This is a genomic window from Bradyrhizobium sp. MI1.4, assembly GCF_055811315.1.
This window is the reverse complement of sequence record NZ_JBVVPP010000039.1, coordinates 1-18860: the sequence shown is the minus strand read 5'-3', so window position 1 is coordinate 18860 and position 18860 is coordinate 1. Positions and strand designations below refer to the sequence as shown.

Annotated in this window: 17 protein-coding genes; 11 read left to right on the top strand and 6 right to left on the bottom strand. The window is 63.2% G+C overall.

All coding sequences use genetic code 11. The features are described 5' to 3' along the window. The first annotated feature begins 8 nt into the window (after positions 1-8). The 4 genes from AC0L23_RS29395 (at position 9) to AC0L23_RS29380 (ending at position 3728) form a co-directional block, all read left to right on the top strand. Positions 9-980 (top strand): TRAP transporter substrate-binding protein, encoded by a 972-nt coding sequence (locus AC0L23_RS29395; RefSeq protein ID WP_085349491.1) that lies wholly within the window; start codon positions 9-11, stop codon positions 978-980. Between the two features lie 86 nt (positions 981-1066). Beyond that, on the top strand, positions 1067-1615 hold the full coding sequence (locus tag AC0L23_RS29390) for a TRAP transporter small permease (RefSeq protein ID WP_473357631.1): 549 nt from the start codon (positions 1067-1069) through the stop codon (positions 1613-1615). Continuing rightward, positions 1606-2898: a TRAP transporter large permease gene (locus AC0L23_RS29385; protein WP_247297019.1), complete on the top strand. Its 1293-nt coding sequence runs from the start codon at positions 1606-1608 to the stop codon at positions 2896-2898. The genes AC0L23_RS29390 and AC0L23_RS29385 overlap by 10 nt, the downstream gene beginning before the upstream one ends. A 23-nt stretch (positions 2899-2921) precedes the next feature. Further along, positions 2922-3728 carry an SDR family NAD(P)-dependent oxidoreductase gene (locus tag AC0L23_RS29380; RefSeq protein WP_085360076.1) on the top strand — a complete coding sequence of 269 codons (807 nt, stop codon included), beginning with the start codon at positions 2922-2924 and terminating at the stop codon, positions 3726-3728. 10 nt (positions 3729-3738) lie between these two features. On the opposite strand, the gene AC0L23_RS29375 is transcribed toward AC0L23_RS29380, so the two are convergent. Genes AC0L23_RS29375 through AC0L23_RS29360 form a run of 4 tightly spaced genes read right to left on the bottom strand, consistent with a single transcriptional unit; the run spans position 3739 to position 8008 of the window. Then, entirely contained in the window at positions 3739-4437 is a 699-nt protein-coding gene (locus AC0L23_RS29375) for a molybdate ABC transporter substrate-binding protein (protein WP_204511862.1), read from the bottom strand. Next, positions 4434-6569, bottom strand: coding sequence for a xanthine dehydrogenase family protein molybdopterin-binding subunit (locus tag AC0L23_RS29370; protein WP_473357630.1), 2136 nt, complete (start codon positions 6567-6569; stop codon positions 4434-4436). Before AC0L23_RS29370 ends, AC0L23_RS29375 begins: the two co-directional genes overlap by 4 nt. Beyond that, entirely contained in the window at positions 6566-7036 is a 471-nt protein-coding gene (locus AC0L23_RS29365; protein ID WP_317245969.1) for a (2Fe-2S)-binding protein, read from the bottom strand. The genes AC0L23_RS29370 and AC0L23_RS29365 overlap by 4 nt, the downstream gene beginning before the upstream one ends. A gap of 15 nt (positions 7037-7051) precedes the next feature. Next, a complete protein-coding gene (locus tag AC0L23_RS29360) occupies positions 7052-8008 on the bottom strand; it encodes a tripartite tricarboxylate transporter substrate binding protein (protein WP_473333925.1) in 957 nt (318 codons plus the stop codon). A gap of 249 nt (positions 8009-8257) precedes the next feature. Between AC0L23_RS29360 and AC0L23_RS29355 the strand changes: the two genes are divergently transcribed. Together AC0L23_RS29355 and AC0L23_RS29350 are read left to right on the top strand one after the other, a co-directional pair. Beyond that, a complete protein-coding gene (locus tag AC0L23_RS29355; protein WP_473297862.1) occupies positions 8258-10348 on the top strand; it encodes a molybdopterin-dependent oxidoreductase in 2091 nt (696 codons plus the stop codon). 138 nt (positions 10349-10486) lie between these two features. Further along, a complete protein-coding gene (locus AC0L23_RS29350) occupies positions 10487-11269 on the top strand; it encodes an enoyl-CoA hydratase/isomerase family protein (RefSeq protein ID WP_247441450.1) in 783 nt (260 codons plus the stop codon). A 48-nt stretch (positions 11270-11317) separates the two neighbouring features. Here the strand turns inward: AC0L23_RS29350 and AC0L23_RS29345 are convergent, their stop codons facing one another. Further along, positions 11318-12619, bottom strand: a complete 1302-nt coding sequence (locus tag AC0L23_RS29345) for a hypothetical protein (protein ID WP_473357629.1) — start codon at positions 12617-12619, stop codon at positions 11318-11320. Between the two features lie 1420 nt (positions 12620-14039). Here AC0L23_RS29345 and AC0L23_RS29340 point away from each other — a divergent pair. The 5 genes from AC0L23_RS29340 (at position 14040) to AC0L23_RS29320 (ending at position 18171) form a co-directional block, all read left to right on the top strand. Continuing rightward, on the top strand, positions 14040-14990 hold the full coding sequence (locus AC0L23_RS29340) for an ArdC family protein (RefSeq protein ID WP_473357628.1): 951 nt from the start codon (positions 14040-14042) through the stop codon (positions 14988-14990). Positions 14991-15098: 108 nt separating this feature from the next. Then, positions 15099-15341 carry a hypothetical protein gene (locus AC0L23_RS29335; RefSeq protein ID WP_085394633.1) on the top strand — a complete coding sequence of 81 codons (243 nt, stop codon included), beginning with the start codon at positions 15099-15101 and terminating at the stop codon, positions 15339-15341. Next, positions 15341-16402 carry a DUF7146 domain-containing protein gene (locus AC0L23_RS29330; protein WP_446482334.1) on the top strand — a complete coding sequence of 354 codons (1062 nt, stop codon included), beginning with the start codon at positions 15341-15343 and terminating at the stop codon, positions 16400-16402. The genes AC0L23_RS29335 and AC0L23_RS29330 overlap by 1 nt, the downstream gene beginning before the upstream one ends. 330 nt (positions 16403-16732) lie before the next feature. Next, the gene (locus tag AC0L23_RS29325; RefSeq protein ID WP_446482335.1) at positions 16733-17656 is read left to right on the top strand and encodes a DUF2493 domain-containing protein; all 924 of its coding nucleotides are present in this window, start codon (positions 16733-16735) and stop codon (positions 17654-17656) included. Between the two features lie 134 nt (positions 17657-17790). After that, positions 17791-18171, top strand: coding sequence for a hypothetical protein (locus AC0L23_RS29320; RefSeq protein ID WP_473357627.1), 381 nt, complete (start codon positions 17791-17793; stop codon positions 18169-18171). 389 nt (positions 18172-18560) lie between these two features. On the opposite strand, the gene AC0L23_RS29315 is transcribed toward AC0L23_RS29320, so the two are convergent. Next, the coding region (locus AC0L23_RS29315) for a hypothetical protein (RefSeq protein WP_473357626.1) at positions 18561-18860 on the bottom strand (300 nt) is incomplete at its 5' end.

Genomic DNA, 18860 nt, shown 5'->3' with positions numbered 1-18860 from the left:
AAGCCCAGATGAAGATACTCACCGGCGTCATCGCAGCCGCTCTGCTGGCGGTCTCAGCCCCCTTGGCGACCGCACGCGATTTCCGTTCCGCCGACATCCATCCCGCCGATTATCCAACCGTCGAGGCCGTCAAGTTCATGGGCAAGCAGCTCGCCGCGGCGAGCGGCGGCAAGCTCGGCGTGAAGGTGTTCCCCAACGGTGCGCTGGGCTCCGAGAAGGACACCATCGAGCAGCTCAAGATCGGCGCCCTCGACATGATGCGGATCAACGCATCGCCCTTGAACAACTTCGTGCCGGAAACCATCGCGTTGTGCCTGCCCTTCATCTTCCGGGACACGCAGCACATGCGCACTGTCCTTGACGGCCCGATCGGCGACGAGATCCTGGCGGCCATGGCGCCCGCAGGCCTGATCGGCCTTGCCTACTACGACAGCGGCGCCCGGTCCATTTACACCGTCAAGGCACCGATCAAGTCGCTCGCGGACGTCAAGGGTCTGAAAATTCGTGTCCAGCAATCCGATCTGTGGGTCGGCATGATCCAGAGCCTCGGGGCCAATCCGACCCCGATGCCCTATGGCGAGGTCTATACCGCTCTCAAGACCGGTCTGGTGGACGCTGCCGAGAACAACTGGCCCTCTTACGAGTCCTCGCGCCACTTCGAGGCCGCCAAGTTCTACAACGTCACCGAGCACTCCCTGGCGCCCGAAGTTCTCGTGATGTCCAAGACGGTCTGGGACACGCTGAGCAAGGAGGACCAGGCGATGGTCCGCAAGGCGGCCAAGGAATCGGTGCCCGTCATGCGCAAGCTCTGGGACGAACGCGAGCAGGCCTCCCGCAAGACGGTCGAAGCGGCCGGCGTTCAGGTCGTGACGATCGCCAACAAGGCGGAATTCGTCGACGCGATGAAGCCGGTGTACGACAAGTTCGCGGGTGACGAGAAGCTGAAGAGCCTCGTCAAGCGTATCCAGGACACGAAGTAAGGCCATAGCGTCGGTCCGGCGTTGCCGACTGGCGACGCCTGACCGACGCATTGGACGCGCGCAAGGAGACTTGCAAGGAGACTTGGATGACAGACCCTCACGTCGCAGACCACGAACTGGACGTTGCCGGACGCCCGTCCACCGGCTTGCTGTCCCGGATCAATGCTCCGGTCGCCCGGCTAGGGATGTATCTGTCGGTGACCGGGCTGCTCGTCATCGTCACCATCGTCTTCTACCAGGTGTTCGGACGCTACGTGCTCAATTCCAGCCCGACCTGGACGGAGAACCTTGCGTTGGTTCTTATCCTGTATGTCACGTTGATCGGCGCCGCCGTCGGCGTCCGCGATGCCGGGCATATCGGCATGGACAGTTTGCTGGTGATGCTGCCGCATCGCGCGCGGGAGAAGATCGAGCTTGTCATCCACGTCCTGGTCGCCGGCTTCGGCGTCGCGATGGCCTATAACGGCTGGATCCTCGGAGCGTCGGTCGGAACCGTGAAGATCCCCAATCTCGGGCTGCCCGAAGTCATCCGCTACGTGCCGCTGATCGCCTCCGGCGTCCTGATCGTCTCCTTTTCAATCGAGCACATCATCGCTCTCCTGCGCGGCGAAGAGGTCGTCCCCTCATGGAACTGATCATCCTCGGCGCCACTTTCTTCGGCTTCCTGGTCCTCGGCGTCCCGGTCGCGTTCGCGATCGGCCTCTCGGCGATTTGCACCATTCTCTACGAAGGCCTGCCGGTCGCCGTCATCTTCCAGCAGATGATGTCGGGGATGAACATCTTCTCCTTCCTCGCCATCCCGTTCTTCGTCTTCAGCGGTGAGCTGATGCTGCATGGCGGCGTCGCCGACAAGATCGTGCAGCTCGCCAAGAATCTCGTCGGACACATCCGCGGCGGGCTTGGCATGTCGAACGTGGTCGCCTGCACGCTGTTCGGCGGCGTGTCCGGCTCGCCCGTGGCCGACGTGTCGGCGATGGGGGCGGTGATGATCCCCATGATGAAGAAGGAAGGTTTCGACACCGACTACGCCGTCAACGTCACCACCCATGCCTCGCTGGTCGGAGCGCTGATGCCGACCAGCCACAACATGATCATCTATGCGCTCGCCGCCGGCGGCAAGGTCTCGATCGGCGCGCTGATCGCCGCCGGGCTCCTGCCGGCCCTGGTGCTGATGGTGTGCATGCTGGTCGCCGCTTACGCGGTCGCGGTGAAGCGAGGCTATCCGGCCGGCAAGTTCCCGGGCTGGCCCGCGGTTTTTCGCTCGCTCGCAGCCGCTCTGCCCGGCCTTCTGATCGTCGGCATCATCCTGGCGGGCATCCTGTCCGGCGTGTTCACGGCCACCGAATCCGCGGCCGTCGCGGTCACCTATACGATCCTGCTGACGTTCTTCATCTACCGTACCATGACGTTGCCGAACTTCCTGCGCGCCGCGGCCAAGGCGGTGAAGACCACGGGCGTGGTGCTGCTGCTGATCGGCGTCTCCACCATGTTCCAGTATCTGATGGGACTTTACGAGGTGGCCGACTTCGCCGGCGAGATGATGAGCAAGGTCTCGACGCAGCCCTGGGTCATCTTCCTGCTCATCAACGTCATCCTGTTCGTGCTGGGCACTTTCATGGACATGGCGGCGACCATCCTGATCTGCACGCCCATCTTCCTGCCGATCGCGATGAAGGCGGGCATGGACCCGGTGCAGTTCGGCATGCTGATGCTGATCAACTGCGCGCTCGGGCTGAACACCCCGCCGGTCGGGACCACGCAGTTCGTGGGCTGCGCCATCGGCGGCATCTCGGTGGGCGCGGTGATGCGCACCATCCTGCCGTTCTACGCCGCCCTGATCGCAGCTCTGATGTTCGTGACCTACGTCCCCGCCTTCTCGCTGTGGCTGCCCCGCCTGTTGATGGGCTACAAGGGATAGCAGCAATACAGGAGAATCTATCCGTGACTGACTATCGCAAGCTCTTCGATCTCACCGGCAAGACGGCCGTGGTGCTCGGCGCGGCCTCGGGCATCGGCAAGTCGTCGGCCGAGGCGCTGGCCGGGCTCGGCGCCCGTGTCGTCTGCGCCGATCGCGCGATTGACGCCGCCGAAGCAACTGCCGCTGGCATTCGTGAGAAGGGCGGCTGGGCCGAGGCGGCTGCGTGTGACGCCGCGAGCGCTGCGGACGTCAATGCGCTGGCCAAGACCGTGATGCAGAAATTTTCGCGCCTCGACATCGCGGTGACGACGCCCGGGCTCAACATCCGCAAGACCATCCTCGATTACACCGAGGAGGATCTCGACCGCGTCCTCAACCTCAACATCAAGGGCACGGTCTGGTTCTTCCAGGCCTTCGGTCGCATCATGGTCGAGCAGAAGGGCGGCAGCATCATCGCTTGCTCCTCAGTGCGGGCGGTGACCATCGAGCCGGGCCTCGGCGTCTACGGCTCGACCAAGGCGGCCATCGGCCTGCTGGTGAAGGGCTTTGCCTCCGAGGTTGGGCGCTCCGGCGTGCGCGTTAACGCGATCGCGCCGAGCATCGCCGAGACCGCGCTGACCGGCCCGTTCAAGCAGCGTCCCGACATCTACAATCTCTACGCCGGCCACACCGTGTTCAACCGCTGGAGCAGCGCCGACGAGGTCGCGACCGCCGTCGCCTATCTCGCCTCGGACGCCGCGAGCTATGTCAGCGGCAGCACGCTGTTCGTCGATGGGGGCTGGACGGCCGTCGACGGGCCGCCGACCGGCCTCACCCAGTTACACACCTAGGGCGGGTTACCTAGCCTGTAAAGCCGGCGCGCTGGCGCAGATCCTTGCGGTCCGCGCCGGTCAGCAACGCGATCAGCGCGGCCGCCTCTTGCGGATGTGCGGCCCGCGTGGTCACGCCGGCCGTGTACATCGTCACGAGCTCGCAGCCCGGCGGCAGCGCTCCTGACAGTGCGATGCCGTCGGTCGCGATAATCTCGGTAGCCTGGGTGCAGCCGATCGGATGCGCGGCGGTGGATGCCGCAAGCTCCCGCATCGCGGTCGCGCCGTTCGGAAAGATCTTCAGGCGCGAGGCGACCTCGTAGGCGATGCCCAGCTGATCCAGCACTTTTGCGACGTGCTGTCCGGCGGTCGAGGCTTTCGTGTCCGGGACGTAGATCGCATCGGCGCTTCGCAGCACCTCGCGCAGGTCAGTTTCGGTCGTCACCGTCACCTTGGGATCGCGGCTACGGACCGCGAGCGCGGTCTCGACCCGTCCGATATCCGAAATCGAGGAGGGGACGACGAGCGTCTCTTCGGCAAGATTTGCAAGCAGCGCCTGCGTCAGGATCACCAGATCGGCCGCCGTTCCCGCGCGCAGCTTGTCGGCCATGATGCCGACCGCGCCGAACTCGCCGTCGATGCCGAAGCCGGTCTGCGTCTTGAAGGGATCGCTGAGGCCGCGCACCAGGCCTTGCGCCGCGCCTCCGCTCAAAATGCTCACTGTCGTCACGAGGCCTGTTCCATGGCTGCAATGATCTTGTCGCGGGTGATCGGCAGGTCGCGCACGCGCACGCCGAGGCAATCGTAAACGGCATTTGCGATCGCCGCCGTCACCGGGCCGTGGGCAGCCTCGCCGGCGCCGACCGGCTCGATCTCCGGCCGCTGCACGATCTCGACATCCACCATTGGCACCTCGCTGAAGGTGAGGATCGGATAGTCGGTCCAGGACGTCGATGTGACGCGCGTGCGGTCGAAGCGGACGCGCTCCTTCAGCACCCAGCTCGTCGCTTGGATTGCGCCGCCCTCGATTTGGTTGATGACGCCGTCCGGGTTGATGGCCTCGCCGACATCGACCGCCAGCGTCAGCCGCTTGACGCGGATGTCTTCAGTGCCTTCGATCTCCGCAATCGCGGCGCAATAGGCCCCCATGTTCTTGTAGCGCGCGAAGCCGACGCCATGACCGATGCCGGACTTCTTTTGCGGTTTCCACTGCGCGCGTCGTGCCGCGGCCCGGATGACGTCCTTCGCGCGTTCGTCGCGCAGATGGCGCAAGCGGAACGCGATCGGGTCTTCGCCGCGCAGGGCGGCGACCTCGTCGAGCAGGGACTCGATGGCGAACACATTGCCTTGTCCGCCGAGTGTGCGCAGCGCCGAGGTCCGCACCGGCATCGTCAGCAGCCGGTGGCTCGTGACCGTCCAGGACGGGAGGTCGTAGAGCGGAACGGAGTTGCGGTCGCCGCCGCCGCCATTGGCTGGGGGCGGATTGGTCGAGATCAAGCGCGGGTAGGGGTTCGTAATCTCGGTTGCGGCGAGCAGCGCGGGCTGCGCCGCGCGCCCCGGCCGCGCCGCGTGGCCGTTGCTCCAGATCGCATGGCGCCAACCGACGATCTCGTTGTCCGCATCGAGATCGGCCTCGATCTCGATCGCCATCGCCGCGCCAAACGGCGCCTGCGACATTTCGTCGTAGCGTGACCATTGCACCCGCACCGGACGGCCGCCGGCAGCCTTCGCCAGCAGCACGGCATCCAGCGCGACATCGTCAGCGGCATTGTGTCCGTAGCAGCCCGCGCCTTCCATGTGCTCGACCACGATGTTTTCTGCCGGCAGCTCGAGCACGATCGCAAGATCAGCGCGCAGCAGGTAGACGCCCTGGCTGTGCGTCCACACGTGGACGCGGTCACCGTCCCATCGGGCCATCGCACAGGATGGCGCGATCGAGGCATGCGCGATGTAGGGACGGATGTATTGCCGGCGGAGGGTGCGAGCAGCCTCCTTTATCGTTGCCGCAGTCGTCCGGACATCGATCACGGTGGTCTCGACCGGCTGGCTCTTCAAGAACCCGGCCAGATCATTTTCATCGGGCAGCGGCTCGCCGGCCGACCATGTCGCCCCGTTGCGCAAGGCTTTCAGCGCGGCTTCCGCCGCTACCTCGCTGTCGGCAACCACGCCGGAAAAGCCGCCGTCGCGGACGATCGCGACGAGGCCGGGAACGGCTCGCGTCGCCGTCTCGTCGAGCGCGATCAGCCTGGCGCCCGAGATGTCCGGCCGCAGCACGCGTCCGTGCAGCAAGTCCGGCAGCGGACAGTCATGGATAAAGCGCGCCCGTGCGAACACCTTGTCGGGAATGTCGATGCGCTGAACCGGATGTCCGGCCACAGTGCGCTTGGCGACAATCTTCGCCGTCGCGCTCGCATTGGCGTCGTGGTCGAGCGAAACGCCGCCGGCCAACTCCCAATAGCTGGTCCTGACATTGCCGGGGCCCGAGATCGTGCCGTCATCGATCTCGAGCAGCGATGCATCGACACCAAGACGTTCGGATGCCGCGGTGAGGAAGCGCTGGCGGACCTCCGCACAGGCGTGGCGCAGCGCGCGGCCGGACTGCTGGATCGAAAGGCTGCCCGAGGTGACGCCTTCGTTCGGGCTTGCCGCCGTGGAGGCGCGGATCATCTCGATGCGGCCAATATCGACGTCGAGTTCGTCGGCTGCGATCTGTGCCAGGGCCGTGACGATGCCCTGGCCGATCTCGACCTTGCCGGGCGAGATCGCCACACGGCCGTCGCCGACGAGCTTCACCCAGGATGACAGCTTGGGATTGGCCGCAAGGCTGACCGGCAGTATCGGGGCAGGGGACGGCGCACTCATGATGTCGCCATCTCCGCGGCCGCCCGCAGCACGGCGCGGACCATGCGGTTGTGCGATCCGCAGCGGCACAGATTGCGATCAAGCGCGGTTCTCACCTCCGCCTCCGTCGGCGACGGATTGCGCTTCAGCAGCGCCGCCGCGCTGATCAGGATTCCCGAGACGCAATAGCCGCATTGCATCGCCTGCTCGGAGATAAAGGTGCGTTGCAGCGGATGCGGTCGCTCCGCGGTGCCGAGGCCTTCCACCGTGACGACCTCCTTGTTGGCGACCGACCACATCGGCATGTCGCAGGAGGCCATCGCGCGATCACCGACCATGACATGGCAAGCGCCGCACTCGCCGGCCCCGCAGCCGAAATGCGGACTTGTGACGCCGAGCCGGCCGCGCAGCACATCGAGCAATGTCTGATCCGGATCGGCATCCACCGCTACTGCCTTGCCGTTGAGCTGGAATTGAATGGTCGGCATTGTCGCGCTACGGCCTCAGGACTTGTCGAACTTCTTGACGACGTCGGCCCATTTCTCGATGTCGCCGCGCAGGAACTTGTCGAATTGCTCCGGCGTCATCGACATGGGCACCGCGCCCTGCGCAGTCCAGAGCTTGACGATGTCGGGCCGCTTCACCATTGCGTTCACGGCGGCATTGAGCTTGTCGATCACGGGTTTCGGCGTGCCGGCCGGCGCCATCAGGCCGAGCCAGATCGTGGCTTCGTAGCCTGCGACCCCCGCCTCGATCGCGGTCGGCACGTTCGGCAGCACGGCTGAGCGTTGTTTGCCGGTGGTCGCAAGCGCGCGGACCTGGTTCTCGCCGATGTTCGGCGCCATTGCCGGCACCGCGTCGATCATCATCTGCACCTGCCCGCCGATCACGCCGCTGCGGGCCTCGCCACTGTTGCGGTAGGGGACATGGACGAGATCGATGCCGGCCATCGCTTTGAACAGCTCGCCGGCCATGTGATAGGGCGTGCCCTGGCCGGAGGAGGCGTAGTTCAGCTTGCCCGGCTGCGACTTGGCGAGGGCAACGAACTCCTGCAGCGTCTTCGCTGCGACTTGCGGGTTCACCACGATGACGAGATCGGAAGAGTTCACCGGTGCGATCGGCGCGAGGTCGCGCATCAGCTCGTATTTGCGTTTATCCGGCGTCAGCAGGGATTCGTTCGCGGTCTGGGTGTTGGACATCATCAGCAGCGTGTAGCCGTCGGCGGGCGACTTCGCCGCTTCGACCGTGCCGATGACGCCGCCCGCGCCGGTGCGGTTCTCGATCACGAAGGGCTGGCCAAAACTCTCCTGGAGCGCATTGCCAATCTGCCGGGCCGCGACATCGGCCGGCCCGCCGGCGCCGAAGGGCACGACGATCCGGACCGAATGGTTGGGATAGTCCTGCGCCAGGGACGGGGCTGCGGAGCATGCGCTGAGCAGGCCGGCGGCCAGCGCCAGCATGAATTGTCGGGCCGTCACACCCACCTCCCTGTCGTTCTTGTTGGCCGGCACTGTAGCGGCAGGGAAGGCGGACTGTCGACGCCTCACAAGGCCGATGCTGCCTGGAATATCGGGCGGTTTTCGGTGTGGCGGCGCCGCTCTTCGCGGTCGCGGCAGGAACCGGCGGCGCACGCGGTCTGAGCAAATCGCATGGGCGTTGCCGGATAAATACCCTCGGCTGACAGGTATTTTGGTGTTACCAAATTGGACATGAACCAGCACGCCAAGATCGAAATCCGCCATTCGACCTGTCCGCATGATTGCCCGTCGGCCTGTGCCCTCGACATCGAGGTGGTCGAGGGGCGCAGCATCGGTCGTGTCCGCGGTTCGAAAAAGCAGACCTATACGGCCGGCGTGGTCTGCGCCAAGGTCGCCCGTTATGCCGAGCGCATCCATCACCCCGATCGGGTGACCTATCCGATGCGCCGCACCGGGCCGAAGGGCTCCGGTCAGTTCGCGCGGATCAGCTGGGACGAGGCGCTGGACGAGATTGCGGATCGCTTCAACCAGGCCGAGCGCGAATTCGGCGCGGAGTCAATCTGGCCCTATTATTACGCCGGCACAATGGGGCTGGTGATGCGCGACGGTCTCAACCGCCTCACCCATGTGAAGAAATATTCGCGGTTCTATCAGACCATCTGCGCCAATGTCGGCCGCATCGGGTTCGCGATCGGCACCGGCAAGATCGCCGGCGTCGATCCGCGCGAGATGGCGCTGTCCGATCTGGTGGTGATCTGGGGCACCAACCCCGTCAACACGCAGGTCAACGTGATGACGCACGCCGCCCGTGCCCGGAAGGAGCGTGGCGCCAAGATCGCGGCCGTCGACATCTACGACAACGAGACCATGAAGCAGGCGGATATCAAGATCATCCTGCGGCCCGGCACCGACGGCGCGTTCGCCTGCGGCGTGATGCACGTCCTGTTCCGCGACGGCTATGCCGATCGCGCCTATATGGACAAGTACACCGACTGCCCTGATGAGCTCGAGGCGCATCTGAAGACGCGCACGGCCGAATGGGCGTCGGCGATCTCGGGCGTGCCGGTGGCGGAGATCGAGGCTTTTGCCAGATTGGTCGGCGAGACCAAGCGGACCTTCTTCCGGCTCGGCTACGGCTTCACCCGCTCGCGCAACGGCGCGGCGCAGATGCATGCTGCAAACTGCATTCCCGCGGTGACCGGCGCCTGGCAATATGAAGGCGGCGGCGCCTTCTTCAACAATTACGCGCTGTGGCACTTCAACGAATCCATCATCGAAGGCCACGACGCCATCGACCCGACCATCCGCGCGCTCGACCAGTCGCAGATCGGCCGCATCCTGACCGGCGATTCCAAGGCTCTGCACGGCAAGGGTCCGGTCAAGGCGCTGCTGATCCAGAACACAAACCCGATGACGGTGGCACCGGAACAGGCACTGGTGCGGCAGGGGTTTGCGCGCGAGGATCTGTTCGTCGCGGTGCACGAGCAGTTCATGACCGAGACGGCCGAGATGGCCGACATCGTGCTGCCGGCGACGATGTTCATGGAGCATGACGATCTCTATTACGGTGGCGGGCACCAGCACATCTCGGTCGGCCCGAAGCTGATCGACCCGCCCGGCGAGTGCCGCTCCAACCACGAGGTTTTGCAGGCGCTGGCGCCGCGGCTTGGCGCCAGGCATCCAGGGTTCGAGCTGACGCCGCGTGAGTTGATCGACGCGACGCTGAAGCTGAGCGACCACGGCGACATTGCCGGCCTCGAAGCCGATCTCTGGCGCGACCTGCAGCCGGACTTCCGCACGTCGCATTATCTCGACGGCTTCGCCCATGCCGACAGGAAATTCCATTTCAAAGCGGATTGGGCGCATCCGCCGTTCGGCCAGACGATGGGTGACTTCGACAAGATGCCGTCTCTGCCGGACCATTGGGCCGTGATCGAGCATTCCGACCAGGCCCATCCGTTCCGGCTTGCCACGAGCCCGTCGCGCAGCTTCCTCAACACCACCTTCAACGAGACGCCGTCCTCCCAGGCGCGCGAGGGCAAGGCGAGCGTGATGATCCATCCCCTGGATGCGGCCGCGCTCGACATCGCCCATGGCGACGCCGTGACGCTCGGCAACACCCGCGGCGAGACAACGCTGATCGCCACGCTGTTCGAGGGCGTGCGCCGGGGCGTGCTGATCGCGGAGTCCGTTCATCCCAACAAGAACCATATCGGTAACCGCGGCATCAACATGCTGACGGGCGCGGACACCATCGCGCCGATCGGCGGCGCCGCTTTCCACGACAACAAGGTCTGGATCAGGAAAGCGGTGGCGGCCTGATCCGCAACATGCCTTCGATCGCGTTACAGTTTGTGTCGAGACGCTAAAGCGGCGCCGCGCCGCAAATTGCCCTTGCACCTTTGGCCCGAGCTGCCGCAAATGGCTGCAAAACGGAGAGCCCAAGGAAGCGAGCGCGCCATGACCGACACCACAGCCGTGATCACCGAGAAGCGCGGGCAGGCGCTCTGGATCACCATCAACCGGCCCGAGAAACGCAATGCGCTGAATGGCGAGGTCATCGCCGGCATCACGCGCGGCTATCGCGACGCGCATGACGACAAGGATGTCCGAATCATCGTGCTGACGGGCGCTGGCGACAAGGCGTTCTGCGCCGGCGCGGATCTGCAGAACTCCGGCGCGGCCTTCGCGATGGATCATTCGAAGCCGAATGTCGACTATGCCGATCTGCTGCGTTTGTCGCAGAACGCGACCAAGCCCGCGATTGCGCGCCTCAGTGGCGTCTGCATGGCAGGCGGCATGGGCCTGCTCTGCATGACCGACATGGCCGTCGCCGCCGATCACGTCATCTTCGGCCTGCCGGAAGTGAAGGTCGGCGTGTTCCCGATGCAGGTGTTGAGCCTGTTGCAGTCGATCGCGCCACCGCGCCTCGTCAACGAATGGGCGTTGACCGGCGAGCCGTTCGACGCGAAAGCGGCATTGGCAGCAGGCCTGCTGAACTACGTCGTGCCCACGGCCGAGCTGGATGCCAAGGTCGACTGGCTGATCGGCCGCATCGTCGACAAATCCCCGACCGCGATCCGTCGCGGCAAATACGCGATGCGCGCCATCGCCTCGATGTCGTTCGACGAGAGCATCGCCTACACCGAAAGCCAGATCGCGCTGCTTGCCATGACCGAGGATGCCAAGGAAGGGCTGAAAGCGTTCAGCGAGAAGCGCAAACCAGTGTGGACAGGAAAATAGGCGATTCTTTCAGCGTATTCATCGGTTCTGCCATAGGCCGACGTGCCTTTATTCCGACGGGAGATTGGCGTTTAGCCGGATAAGGAGAGATCTTGTCCGCTCTTCGCGACGCTTTTTTGTGGCAATGATCAACTGCCTGGCCGTACGCTTGGCGTAGGTTGGCAGTTGGCGACTTGATCTATGACGACCCGCCGCGCGCAACTCTGCATCCGTGAGATCGCTGTCGGCGCCCTCGGTAAATCCTCCGTGTCGGAAAGACCTAAAAGAAAGCTCCTGACGTAGGCCAGCCTCTGTGATGATGGTTTTTACCACACTACGGAGATAGCGGAGATCCTTGCGTGGGGTAATCCATGGGAGCGGGATTGCCGACTGACGATGCGCATGATCACGACGGAATACCAGACCGGAGAGGGTGGTCCTCTTGATCTCGTCGAGTTCCTCCATGAGTTCAGGAAAGAGAGGGGTGCCGGTTTCGTCCGATAGCGGCCACCAGGCCTCCTCTCCATTCTTCGGATGCACGATTCTGACGCTATTTGGCCGCTCGCGGGGTCGATAATGCGAAACGTCGAAGGCGCCGAACACGTGCTGCTCTCGTTGCAGCCACTCCCATGACAACAAAGCAGCTGTTGCAATCGAGCGGTAATCAAGCTTTATCGCGGCGGCTCTGAAGGCGACGAGCTCATCCCAGGTTGCGGTCGGTGTGGGCCGTATCGGCTGCCCAGGCGGATGAGATTTTAATCCCATCCGGGAAAACGGGTTGGTCGTTGGTACGATCCTTTCTTGAGCACGCTGACCAACGAACCAAGCACGGCGACAGGCCCCCATAGCCATAGTTACATAGCGACGGCGCTCGCGAACGACGACCTCTCCACTGTTGTTGACTTTCGTCACGACCAATAGTTTTCCATAAACTGCGTCGACGAACGCTTTGGTGAAATCGGAAAGCTGCTTAGACCCAACGCGACTTCCATCTTTCAGCTCGTGATTGGCGAACAGTGCGAGACTTTTTGTGTAGTGCCGCTGTGTAGTGCTTTCGATTTCTGTCCACTTCTGGTGAGCTTGGAAGACGCCGACGAGCCAATCGAACGTGCCGGGTTCGATAGTCGCCGGCATGATGTCGCTTAGACCCCGTGAGTGCCAACTGTCGAACGCCGGCAGGAGGACTTTCTCTACCCGCTCGACGGCACTTGCGTAATCGCGGCCTAGAGCTTCAGGGTTTAAATCGCAGCCCTGTCGACGGGCCCAGGTTGGGGGTGCAAAATAGTAGGCTATTCTATTCTTCGCCAATATTTTGCGGCGACAATAACGGGGCAGGCGCGGTGCCGTTTCAAGCGATATCACACCAGGCATAAAAGATCCTCCTCCTCCTTAAGATCTCCCATTCCGATAGATGCTGCGAAGTGATCCATGGTCGCTTTTGACCAAACTGGCTGACGCAGGCGCCCTGTTCCGCGAAAGCCGATTGGCGGGGGGGAATCTCCTCGGCTGATCGCGCGCATGAGTTCGCTTGTGTCTCCAAAGTCAAGGTAAGCGGCAGCCATGTCCGCTCTCATCATCGTGGGCCAGGTTCCAGCGAGAGGGTAGCGGGCAGGTAGTGCGGTGTGCGACGAGACTAGGCGGTTTGATCTCACTGCTGAATGCCCGTGGTGTACATGTGCTGATTTCACTGACGAACGTGACGGGATCTGGTCGATCCAGATTGCTCTTCGCCCCTGGTTGGCGAGCGAGAGTTCGGATCGCGGACTAAGCGGAGTTTTACGGCCAAAGAGTTTCCTCCTCCACTGCGAAGCGCGGCCGGGCGGGAAAAGGCCGGATTGGCGCGCGAAAAGAAAGCCTTTGGTGTGCAGTTCTCCAAGAAAGCCCAATGTTGCTCGCGAAAGAACAAGGGAACAGTTGCGGCGCTCCGTTGGCAGGGCCGGTATCCGGCAGGCAGCTGCTGTGGATGATAGATCAATAGTCAATCCGACAGTCCGATGGGAGACTTGTATCGAAGCCTTCGGATCGCTTTCGAGCGTCGGAATTTGAACGTGCGGGTTGGACTAAGCAGGCTATGGTTGCTGGGCTGAGCACTGCTCGGCTGGCCATTGCTCGAATGGTTCAATTGCTCACGTACTGGGACTGATAGTTGCAGATATCCGTGAGCTGCAAGCCTCTCGTGATGCGCTTGAGCCGGATGGACGATGCAAGGCAGAATGCAGCCCGAACTGCGCCTGGATGGGTAAATAGGACTAAAAGACTTTTCGACGCGCCGACGAATTCAAGCGACGAAACGAGGTCCTCTGGTCAAGCCCTGGCGAGTTCTCCCGTTTGCGCGCGCGCGGCTGCGCCGCAACGGGCTCTTGTGAACCGAGCCGCGCTGCGTCTCGGCCATCCGGCTTCGATCCCTCGCGCAGGGATAGCGGAGCTCCTCGCCGGGGGCACTCGGAAAAGGGGCTCGCCTTGCGGCGATCGCTATCACTGCCCCGTTCCCGGGTGCCGCTATTGAACCGGTCTCGTCGCTGCACTCGGACCCGCGTGCCCCTTCGGGTCGCTATGCTCACGCTCTCCGGGTGCCATTTTCCATAGGGCGATACGCCCTGGCGCACGCCTCGTGGGGCCTGCGGCCCGGCAGCTCAACTCAATTCCCATGAAGATACGATGCAAGACGGGCTGCGTCACAGATTTCGCATTCTCTCAAGTAGGAGGAGAGAGTCAGAGTGTCGGCCGGGTTTTGCCATGACGGGTTACAGGCTGCGAGAGAGGCTCGCGGTCCCCGTCGCGGAGACCCGCGATGTCCAGACATTATCCTCACGCGCGCATCGGTAAGGACCGGGCCAACCTTTACGACGACATCACCAACAAGATTATCGCCGAGTTGGAGGCTGGCCGAGTCCCGTGGGTGCAGCCTTGGGGCACCGCGGCGGCGAAGGGGCCTCTGGCCTTGCCGAAGAGTGCGGCGTCCGGCCGCCAATACAGCGGCATAAACATTTTAATTCTATGGGGTGCTGTGACCGAACAGGGATTTACAGGGCAGAGCTGGCTTACCTTCCGCCAGGCGCTGTCGCTCGGTGGCCACGTCCGCAAGGGCGAGCGCGGCACGACCGTCGTCTATGCCGACCGCTTTGTGCCTGCCTGCGAAAAGCGCCGCGCACATGAGGCCGGAGAGGAAGCTCAGGCTATTCCGTTACTCAAGCAGTTCACAGTCTTCAACAGCGATCAATGCGGCGGCCTGCCTCCAGAGATCGCAACAACGGCGCCGCCTCCGCCGCCAGGCCTGATCGAGCCGCAGGTCGAATACCTGATCAAGGCGACCGGCATCGACTTCCGCATCGGCGGCAACCGTGCCTTCTATATGCCGACGGAAGATTATGTGCAGGTGCCGCCTCCGCAGGCCTATTTTGAACCAATCAATTGGCATCGAACGGCCCTCCACGAGCTGGCGCATGCCAGTGGCCATCCATCGCGTCTCAACCGTGACCTGTCAGGCAGCTACGGTACCAAGAAGTATGCCTTTGAGGAGCTGGTTGCGGAAATCTCGTCTGCGTTCAGTTGCGCCTCGCTCGGCATCGTGCCGAAGGTGCGGCATGCCGACTATATCGGCTCATGGCTTGAAGTCTTGCGCGAGGACAAACGTGCCATTGTCCGGGCTGCTTCCAAGGCCAGCAAGGTTGCCGATTATCTGCTTGGCTTTCTCCCAGAACCCGTCGGCGACATGCCGAGGGAGGACCAGCAGGCGACGTAAGGCTCTGCTCGGTGGCCGCGGGCACAAGAGTAAGAGGGGCAGGGTCGTTTCCGTGACGGGTTGGAGGCCGAGAGAGAGGCTCCCGGCTGCCCGTCGTGGAGAATCAGCATGCCAAAAGCTGTCCAAAAGATCACGTCGGCCGATGTCGGAGTGACCCGTGGAAAGCACATCGAAGTGTCGGGATCCCATGCCAAGATGCGCAAGATCTTGCGAGGTTACGGGCACTTTGGAGAGATCATCTTCTGTAATCTCCGCATGTTCGTGCGAACGGTCGCAAGTGGCATAGAGATGCTGTCGAAGGTACGCGATCGGCATCCAGCCGAAGGTGTCCTTTGGCAGGAGGCGGCCTGATGTCCCGCCAACCTTGCGAACTGGCACGCCGCCTCGCGCGAGAGGCGGAGGCGGTATGCCGACACTATCTCTCCAATGGCAAGCGGGCGGGGCGGTATTGGGTGGTCGGCGACGTCCACAACAACCCGGGCCGCTCATTGTTTGTACGGCTCCAGGAATCGCCGAAGGGAGCGGCGGGCAAGTGGACCGATGCCGCAACCGGCGCGCATGGTGATCTCCTCGACATCATCCGCGAAACGCTGGCTTTGCGAGACTTTCGTGAGGTCGCCGAGGAGGCGAGGCGCTTTTTGAACCTGCCTCGCTCTGAGCAGAAGCCGGCCCCAAGACCTATTCCCTCAGTCGTACCGCCCGGATCGCAGGAAGCCGCCCGTCGGCTCTTTGCGATATCCCGCCCGATCGAGGGGACCATTGCCGAGGCTTATTTGCAGGGCCGCGGCATAACCCGCATCCACCATGGCGGCAGTCTGCGCTTCCATCCACGCTGCTACTATCGGCCGGACGACCATCTGCCGACCGAAACCTGGCCGGCAATGATTGCCGGCGTCACGGATCTCGATGGTCGGATCACCGGCGTGCACCGCACCTGGCTCGATCCGGACGGCTTTGATCGCGTGCGGCTCGGTAAGGCTCCGATCGATACCCCACGACGCGCGATGGGCGATCTGCTCGGTAACGCCGTTCGGTTCGGCCTGGCGGATGACGTGCTCGCTGCCGGCGAAGGTATCGAGACCATGCTTTCGCTACGCTACCTGCTGCCGACTATGCCGATGGCGGCCGCGCTTTCGGCTAATCACCTTTCCGCCATGACGCTGGCGCCTAGCCTGCGCCGGCTCTACATTGCGCGCGATGCCGATGCCGCCGGTGGTGCGGTGGTGGCAACTCTCAGCCAGCGCGCAGCAGACGCCGGCATTGAAGTGGTCGTGCTGTCGCCCCGGATGGGCGACTTCAACGAAGATCTGCAAGTCTTCGGTCTCCAGGCCCTCCGAGCAGCGCTGCGGTTTCAGCTTGCGCCAGAGGATGTCGTTCGCTTCCTGCATTCGTCGATCGTGGCCGCGGAATAGCTCCCGGTCTTTGATCGACGTTGATGGGCCGGTCATAGGCGAGGCCAATACCGGAAGAGGACGCGACCTCGGCCTTCTAGAGGGCGATCGGACGGCAGCCGGCTCGGGCCGGCAATGGCTGCGTCCGGCTATTTTCCGCCGCGCGCCAGCAATGTGAAGACACATCATGCAGTTGGCCGCGCGCTTTGCATCGCGAAGCAAAATAGCCGGCCTCCGCCATCCTCCGCTGCCGCTTCGGCCCTGTCGGGTTCTGGCCCGGTCCGCCCGCCGTCAGAGGATCGCCACGAAGACCGCGATGGTCGCGGCCGATCCGGCACGGGACCTCTTCCCATGACCGACGATGACGACATCGAAATGCCGCACGCCTCTTCCCCGACCGACCACATCCTCACTGAATTACAGCTGTTCGGCTATCGACCCTTCGACGACCAACCCGATCCAAGACCGCTCCCGGAGGGCAAGATGATCGTCGGCGCCATAGCGGACATCTTTGATGCCCTGGTTGCGACCCTGAACGACACGCGACTTGAGCCGGACCTTGACGATCTGCTCTGGTCGACTGTCAACCTGTTCCATCGTGCCCTCGACCGCATCGAACGGCAGCTCGATAACAACGAACAGGCGCAGCATAAGAGCCAGCGCGAGCAGAATGGCTCGGAAGTGCGGTCGGTCGAACTCGAGCGCCTGACGGCCGAAGGGCTCACCCTGATCGAGCGCCGCAACTGCCTGGAACTGTTCCAGGATCAGGCCATCGAGCGATTTGAGGTCCACACCGGCTCAGCTTGGCGTCCTCGGTCGGGATCATTGGTCAATCACCGAACCCTCACCGCAGCAATGATCGACTCCCGCGACTTCATCGCCGCCAAGCGTCGTTCCGAGACCGAGGTCATGTTGCCACCAGGACCGAAAATTGCACTCACCGGTGGGCTCGACTTCAATGACCATCATCTGATCTGGGATCGTCTCGACAAGGTTCACGTCAAGCATCCCGACATGGTCCTGCTCCATGGCGGCTCGCCCAAGGGTGCCGAACTGATCGCCTCCAAATGGGCGACCACCCGCAAGGTACCTCAGATCGCCTTCAAGCCTGACTGGACGAAACATGCCAAGGCTGCCCCCTTCAAGCGCAACGACGCCATGCTCGAACTCCTGCCAATCGGCGTCATGCATTTCCCGGGCACGGGAATTCAGGACAATCTCGCCGACAAGGCGAAGCGGCTCGGCATTCCCGTCTGGAAGTTCGGCGGCGCATGAGCGCCGTCGCCTCGAAGACGCCAAGGTGGAGTTGCACGCTGCAACTCCGCCTCGTTTCGTTTTTACATCCAAAACTGCGCCGTGCTGGTGGTGGAAGGCGCGATTGATAAATCCATGCACATGGAGCCACCACCATGCTTGCCTTTGGGCTTGTTCTCAACACACTCGGTATCGGTTTTTTTTCCTGGGCGATCTTTGCGCTCGCGGTGTACGCTTTGCCGTTTTTCGTCGCACTCAGTATCGGGACTTTGGCATTTCGCGATGGCGCGGGCGTCTTCGGCGCACTGCTTATTGGAGTTGCTTCGGGCGCGCTGACGCTTGCCGCTGGTCGGGTCGCCGTTGCCTTTTTTCGGTCCTTGGCCTTGCGCGTCGCCATCGCAACCGTATTCGCGGTCCCTGCGGCAATCGCCGGCTATCATGTGGTGTTCGCCCTATCGCAGATCGGTGTGCCGTCGTCGGCTTGGCGCCACGTCTTCGCTTGTTTGGGCGCCGCTTGCATCAGCGACACGGCATAGGCGCGTTTGACTGTTTTCGCGAACCCGCCCGTCGGAGTGGTCGGAGTGCTGGAGAATACGGCTCGCCCAGTTCTTCCAGCAGCGACGCACGAGTGGTGAGGCTTCGTCGCCATCATCGGCCGAGCAAGACCGCACAGGGCACCACGTTGAACGAGGGGGCGTCGAGCTTGAGCGAGAGGTAACCGCACTTCTCGTCGGAGCGCTCTAAGCAAGCCGTAGCAATCTCTGTCTGATCCACATAGTTGCGTGGAGCGGCGCGCCGCGCTCGATCATTCGTTCCGAGACGATACCGTCCTTTGCGGCAGATTGTTTCTCTTTGTGCGGCGAACCGTACCGACCTCTTGTTCTGCACAATCGAGATTCGCCAAATCTTCTCCCAAGGTTGCGGTTCAGCACGCGGACGCACGTGGCCTCTTTGATGGCTTGATCTGGCCGAAGACCGGCTGCGCCTCGATCGTCTGAGCCGCAACGCCGTTGATGCGACTTTCTTCCCCTGGGCTTGCGCCCATTCCTCGCGAGGCAAGAAAGTCGCAACAACGGCGTCCTCCGCTGCGCTCCGGCCCGCGAGCGGGTGCGTCGCCGATCGTCCTCGGCCTCTCGATCGCCATCGACGCCGCGGTGGTCGCGGGCTCGAAACACAACAGGAGAAGTGACATGGCTAACATCGGTTCTTTCAAGAAGGTCGGCAA